Here is a 7,099-nt window from a genome sequence, read left to right on the forward strand (position 1 = left end):
GCGCCGCCGCCGTGGGCCGGGGAGTCCGCGGCCATCTGCGGGACGGCGCGCTCCTCGGGAAAGAGCCCTTCCGGCGTGCCGTTGCCGTCCCAGTTGAGCAGGTTGACCCGGCCGCGCAGCGAGGGATCACTGCGCTGGTCCGACGTCTGGCGGTTCTTGAGGGCATGGAAATTTTCGACGGCGACCGGTACCGGCCTGCCGCTTGCCTCACCGAAGGCATCGGACGGGTACATGCCGGGGCCGTCGTCGTAATCCAGCGAACAGCCGATCTCTTCCAGGTTGTGCGCCTGTTCCACGTGCGCCTTCGGGATGACGTACCGCTCGTTGTACTTGGCGATGGCCATCAGCCGGTACATCTCGTACATGGCCTCGCCTTCCATGCCGACGGCCTCCGGAATCGAGTCGTCCGGGTCATTGCCGAGGCTGATGCCGCGCATGTAGGAGCGCATGGCGGCGAGCTTGCGCAGCACGCCGGTGACGATTCCGGTGTCCCCGGCCGTGAACAGTTCGGCGAGGTACTCCACCGGAATCCGCAGCGCCTCGATCGCGCCGAAGAGGTTGCCGGCGTCCTCGGCGTCGTGGCCCTGTTCGCTGAGCAGGTCCACCACCGGGGACAGCGGCGGGACGTACCAGACCATCGGCATCGTGCGGTACTCCGGATGCAGCGGCAGGGCGACCTTGTACACCTTGGCCAGGTTGTAGACCGGCGAGCGCCGGGCGGCGTCCATCCAGTCCTCCGGGATCCCCTCGGCGCGGGCCGCGGCGATGACCTCCGGATCGTTCGGGTCCAGCATCAGGTCCAGCTGCGCCTGGTAGAGCTCCTTCTCGTCGGCGACGGACGCGGCCTCGGTGACCCGGTCGGCGTCGTACAGGAAAATGCCGATGTAGCGCAGCCGGCCGACGCAGGTCTCCGAGCACACGGTCGGAATCCCGACCTCGATGCGCGGGTAGCAGAAGGTGCACTTCTCGGCTTTGCCGGTCTTGTGGTTGAAGTAGACCTTCTTGTAGGGGCAGCCGGTGACGCACTGGCGCCAGCCGCGGCAGCGGTCCTGGTCCACCAGCACAATCCCGTCCTCGGCGCGCTTGTAGATGGCACCGGAGGGACAGGAGGCCATGCAGGACGGATTCAGGCAGTGCTCGCAGATCCGCGGCAGGTAGAACATGAAGGTCTGCTCGAACTCGAACTTGATCTTGTCCTCGGACTCGCGGCGCACCTTCTCCACCAGCGGATCCAGGTGCCCCAGCTGCGACGTGCCACCGAGATTGTCGTCCCAGTTGGCCGACCACTCGACCTTGGTGTCCTCGCCGGTGATCAGCGACTTGGGCCGCGCGACCGGGAAGTCGTCCCCCAGGGGTGCATCCACCAGGTTCTGGTAGTCGTAGGTCCAGGGTTCGTAGTAGTCCTCAAGTTCCGGCTGGACCGGGCTGGCGAAGATGCCCAGCAGCTTCTTGACCCGGCCGCCGCCCTTGAGCTTGAGCCGGCCCCGCCGGTTCAGTTCCCAGCCGCCGCGCCATTGCTCCTGGTCCTCATAGCGCCGCGGGTAGCCTTGGCCGGGCCGCGTCTCCACGTTGTTGAACCAGACGTATTCGGTGCCGGCGCGGTTGGTCCAGGCCTGTTTGCAGGTCACCGAGCAGGTGTGGCAGCCGATGCACTTGTCCAGGTTCATCACCATGCCGACTTGGGCCATGACTTTCATCAGTACCGGACCTCCTGCGAGCGTTTGCGGATTGTGGTCACCATGTCGCGCTGGTTCCCCGTGGGACCGAGGTAGTTGAAGGCGTAGGCCAGCTGCGCATACCCGCCGATGAGGTGGGTCGGCTTCACCAGCAGCCGGGTGGCGGAGTTGTGGATGCCGCCGCGCCGGCCGGTGGCCTCGGATTTCGGCACGTCGATGGTCCGCTCCTGGGCGTGGTGCACGAACACGACCCCTTCCGGCATCCGGTGGCTGACGATGGCGCGGCCGACGAAGACGCCGTTGGCGTTGACGCATTCGATCCAGTCGTTGTCCGAAACCCCGATCGAGGCGGCATCCTCCTGGCTGATCCAGCACGTCGGCCCGCCGCGCGAGAGCGAGAGCATCAGCAGGTTGTCCTGGTACTCCGAGTGGATCGACCACTTGTTGTGCGGCGTCAGGTAGCGCACCGTGATTTCGCGGGAGCCGTCGGGGCCCAACCGGGGCTCGCCGAACAGCCGGTGCATGTCCAGCGGGGGCCGGTAGATCGGCAGGGCTTCGCCAACGTCGCGCAGCCAGTCGTGGTCCAGGAAGAAGTGCATCCGGCCGGTCAGCGTGTGCCAGGGCTTGAGCCGCTCCACATTGGTGGTGAACGGTGCATACCGCCGGCCGCCGGTTTCCGAGCCGGACCACTCGGGCGAGGTGATGACCGGTACCGGCGCGGACTGGGTGTCGGCGAAGGTGATGTGCTTTTCCTCCGAACCGAGGGCCAGGTCCACCAGTTCGCGGCCGGTCTGCTGCTCCAGCTGCCGGAAGCCCTGCACGGCCAGTTCGCCGTTGGTGGTTCCGGAGAAGGTCAGGATGGCTTCGGCCAGCTTCGCGTCGGTATCGATCGCCGGCCGCCCGTCCGCTGCCCCGCCGAGCATGACGCCGTTCCGGCGCGCCAGCCAGTCCAGCGCATGGTCGAGTTTGTAGGTGACGTTCTTGACCGTGAACCCCAGTTTGTCGGCGAGGGGTCCGACGGCGGCGAGTTTGTCCGCGATCGCCGTATAGTCGCGTTCGACGACGGTGAACACCGGCATCGTCTTGCCCGGCACTCCCTCGGTGGTGCCGTCGCGCCAGTCCCGGACCACGCCACCGGGCTGCGCGACCTGCCCCGGGGTATCGTGCTGCAACGGCACGCTCACGAGGTCCTTGCGCACGCCGAGGTGGACCTTGGCCTGCCGGGAGAACTCCTGGGCCAGCAGGTGGAAGGTCTCGAAGTCGGACTTGGCCTCCCACGGCGGGTCGATCGCCGGGCTGAACGCGTGCACGTACGGGTGCATGTCCGTGGAGGACAAGTCATGCTTCTCGTACCAGGTGGCGGCCGGGAAAACGATGTCGGAGAGCAGCGTCGTGGAGGTCATGCGGAAATCCGCGGATACCAGCAGGTCGAGCTTGCCCTCCGGCGGATCCTCGTGCCACTTGACGTCCTTCGGCCGGGTCATGCCCTCCTCGGCGGCATTGCCCATCACGTTGTGGTGGGTGCCCAGCAGGTTCTTCAGGAAGTACTCGTTGCCCTTGGCGGAGGAACCCATCAGGTTGGACCGCCACAGCACCAGGGTCCGCGGCCAGTTCTCCGGCGCGTCCACGTCCTCGATCGCGGGCCGGAGCGAGCCGTCCTGGAGCCTGCCGGCCACGTAGCCGGCGGCATTGCCGGCCTGACCCGCTTCGACGGCTTCTTCCGCCTCGGCGGCCAGGTCGAGCGGATTGCGGTCGAACTGCGGGTAGAACGGCATCCAGCCGAGCCGGGCGGACTGCGCAATGGTGTCCGCAGTGTGCATCCCCTTCAGGTGCCCCTCGGCGAGCGGCGAGTTCAACGAGTCCGCCGAATAGCCGTCATTGCGCCACTGTCCGGTATGCATGTACCAGTAGGAGGTCCCGGTCATCGTGCGCGGCGGGCGCGACCAGTCCAGCGCATTGGCCAGCGAGACCCAGCCGGTGATCGGCCGCGTCTTCTCCTGGCCGACGTAGTGCGCCCAGCCGCCGCCGTTCCGCCCCATGGAGCCGGTCAGCAGCAGCAGGGACAGGATGGACCGGTAGGTGGTGTCCCCGTGGAACCACTGGCAGATGCCGGCGCCCATGATGATCATCGACCGTCCGCCGGACTGCTCGGCGTTCCGGGCGAACTCGCGGGCGATCTTGATGCACATCTTCGCCGGGACGGAAGTAATCGCCTCCTGCCACGCGGGCGTATAAGGCGTGCCGCCGTCGTCGTAATTTTCCGCCCACTGGCCCGGCAGGCCTTCGCGGCCCACCCCATACTGGGCCAGCATCAGGTCGAAGACCGTGGTGACAGTCTTGCCGCCGATCCGCCGCACCGGCACGCCGCGGCGCAGGACCGTGCCCGAGCCGTCCGGGGCCTCGAAACAGGGCAGCTGGACTTCGGCGCTCTCGCCGCCGGCCTCGTACAGGCTCAGCTGCGGCTTCACGTCGCCCAGCTCCAGGTTCCACTTGCCCGCGCCGGACTCGCTGTAGCGGAAGCCCAGCGAGCCGTTGGGGACCACCGGCCGGCCGGTCGCCTCGTCCAGCAGCACGGTCTTCCACTCGGCGTCCTCGCTTCCGGCCTGCTCGGGCAGGTCCACCGAGGTCAGGAACTTGCCCGGCACCAGCGAGGTGCCGTCCGGCGAGGGCGTCAAGGTGATCAGGAAGGGCAGGTCCGTGTACTGCTTCACGTAGTCCGTAAAAAAAGGCACGTGCCGCTCAAGGAAGAATTCCTTGAGGATCACGTGCCCCATGGCCATCGCCAGCGCCGCATCCGTGCCCGCCTGGGCCGGCAGCCAGTCGTCGGCGAACTTCGTGTTGTCCGCGTAGTCCGGGCTGACCGTCACCACCTTGGTCCCGCGGTAGCGGACCTCGGCCATCCAGTGCGCATCCGGTGTCCTGGTGACCGGAACGTTGGAGCCCCACATCATCAGGTAGGTGGCGTCCCACCAGTCCCCCGATTCCGGCACGTCCGTCTGGTCTCCGAACACCTGCGGGCTGGCCACCGGCAGGTCCGCGTACCAGTCGTAGAAGCTGGTCATAACCCCGCCGATGAGCTGCATGAACCGGGTGCCGACGCAGTGCGAGACCATCGACATGGCCGGGATCGGCGAGAAGCCGGCGCAGCGGTCCGGGCCGTAGGTGCGGATGGTGTGCACGTGGGCGGCCGCGGCGATCTCGATCGCCTCCTGCCAGCTGACCCGGACCAGGCCTCCCTTGCCGCGCGCCTGCTGGTAGCGCCGCCGGCGTTCCGGGTCCCCCACGACGTCGGCCCAGGCCAGCACCGGATCCTTCAGCCGGGCCTTGGCCTCGCGGTAGAGCTCGATCAGCACGCCGCGGGCGTAGGGATAGCGGACGCGGGTGGGCGAATAGGTGTACCAGGAGAACGCGGCACCGCGCGGGCAGCCCCGCGGCTCATACTCCGGCCGGTCCGGCCCCACCGAGGGATAGTCCGTCTGCTGGGATTCCCAGGTGATGATCCCGTCCTTGACGTAGACCTTCCACGAGCACGAGCCCGTGCAGTTCACCCCGTGGGTCGAGCGAACCACCTTGTCATGGCTCCAGCGGTCGCGGTAGAAGATGTCCCCCGCCCTGCCGCCTTTCTTGAAAACGGCCCGGCCGTCGTCGCTCTCCTCCCAGCGGGTGAAGAAACGTCCCACGGCCAGCATCGCGTCCGAGGCGCTGCCGTCTGTTCCAGGTTTGATGGGTCCGGCTGCCATGGCCACACCCTACGAAAGGACGTGGGCGAAAACCAGAGCATTTGGTACATCGGGCATCATTGTTCGCCGGTCCGTCACCCGGCCTTTGCCCTGGATGCGGCGTCAGGCGCGGATGAAAATCGCCGACGCGGCGCTGGATTCAATCATGAGGTCACTGAGTCCGACGACGACATACCAGTACGTGCGTCCGCGCACCACGCCGGTGTCCACGAATTTCTCCGGGTTGCCGCGCCGCCGGTGCACACGGCGCAGCGCGCCCGCCTGGGATGGGATGAAGGCGCTCGAACTGGCCTTTGCCTCCCACCGGTAGACGGCGTAATGGCGCGGGATGGTCCCTGTGGTGGCGCCGCGCCAGATGAGCTCGACGCCGGAGCCGTTCCAGCGCGCGCTGCTGATGACCGGTGCTGCGGGGCGTTGTGATCCAAGGTGCGGCATCGCGGGCGTCATGGCCACGCGGCGGTAGTACTTGTCCTTCACCCGGGTCATGCTGCCCAGCCTGTTGGCGCGCACGGACTTCGCGGAGAAATAGACCTGCCCGGCCACGCGGGCCGTGGCGCGGCACTTGGCGCTGTGGTTGTAGAGCTCCCGGGCGTCCTGCCAGTCCGCGCCCTGGGCGGGGTCGCCGACCTTGTAGGCGGCCTCGCCGATGTAGAGCTTGCAGTTGGTGCCGGCCACCTGTGCCGACCACCAGTTGACCAGGGTGTTGTAGTCGGCCGCCGGATGGCCCTGGTGCCAGTAGAGCTGCGGGACCACATAGTCCAGCCAGCCCTGCTTCACCCAGTACCGCGAGTCGGCGAAGATGCCGTCATAGCTCTGGAAGCCGCTGGTGGCCGAGCCGCGGCTGTCGGTGGAACGGTTGCGCCAGATGCCGAACGGGCTGATGCCGAAGAGCATCCGCGGTTTCGTGGCAAAGATTTTCGTGCTCAGGTCGCGGACAAAGAGGTTCACGCTGCGGCGGCGGAAGTTCGCCAGGCTCTCCCCCGGCAGCCGGTAGGAGTTGTAGGCGGCGCTGTCCGGGATGGTCTGCCCGGCGACCGGGTACGGATAGAAATAATCGTCGAGGTGGATGCCGTCGACGTCGTACTTGGACACGACTTCGGCGATGACCTTGATGATGAAGGCGCGCACGGCGGGAATGCCGGGGTTGTAGTAGCGGCGCCCGCCGTAGGCGAAGGTCCAGCTCGGGTTGCGCCGGGCGGGATGCCAGGAGACCAGGTCCGACAGGTTCGCGGTCATCGAGGCGCGGAACGGGTTGAACCAGGCGTGCAGGTGCAGGTTCCGGGCGTGGGCCTGGGCGAGGGCATACGCCAGCGGGTCGTACCCGGGGTTCCGGCCCTGGGTTCCGGTGAGGTAGCGCGACCAGGGCTCGCCAGCCGTGGAGGGCCAGAACACGTCGCCGGACGGCCGGACCTGGAGCATCACGGCATTCAGGTTCAGGCTGCGGGCCAGGTCGAACCACCCGCGCAGTTCGGATTGCTGGGCTGTTGCGGTCAGGCCGGAGCGGGAGGGCCAGTCGATGTTGACGACGGTGGAGAGCCAGAAGCCGCGGAACTCGTGCTTGGGCATGTCCGTCACGCGCGGCGCCTCGCGGGCGGTGATGCGGTAGACCCGGTTGATGACGGCCGCCGCGAGGCTGAGTTCCAGCGGGCCGCGCGGGCCGGCTTCGGTGACCGCGGGAGCGAG

3 protein-coding genes are annotated in these 7,099 nt (G+C 67.6%); all 3 read right to left on the reverse strand.

What is annotated here, in order from left to right; translation table 11 throughout:
• On the reverse strand, positions 1-1,697 hold a 1,697-nt coding region (gene narH, locus D477_RS14380; RefSeq protein ID WP_005270624.1), incomplete at its 3' end, for a nitrate reductase subunit beta.
• Positions 1,697-5,416 carry a nitrate reductase subunit alpha gene (locus D477_RS14385; protein ID WP_005270625.1) on the reverse strand — a complete coding sequence of 1,240 codons (3,720 nt, stop codon included), beginning with the start codon at positions 5,414-5,416 and terminating at the stop codon, positions 1,697-1,699. The genes narH and D477_RS14385, both read right to left, overlap by 1 nt.
• A gap of 102 nt (positions 5,417-5,518) precedes the next feature.
• On the reverse strand, positions 5,519-7,099 hold a 1,581-nt coding region (locus D477_RS14390), incomplete at its 5' end, for a glycoside hydrolase family 10 protein (protein WP_005270626.1).

The sequence above is a fragment of the Arthrobacter crystallopoietes BAB-32 genome, from assembly GCF_000328305.2.
GTDB classification, from domain to species: domain Bacteria; phylum Actinomycetota; class Actinomycetes; order Actinomycetales; family Micrococcaceae; genus Crystallibacter; species Crystallibacter crystallopoietes_A.

Excerpts from the sequence above, each read along its gene's own strand:
- D477_RS14385 (WP_005270625.1), bottom strand. The coding sequence starts at position 5,416 with ATGGCAGCCGGACCCATCAAACCTGGAACAGACGGCAGCGCCTCGGAC.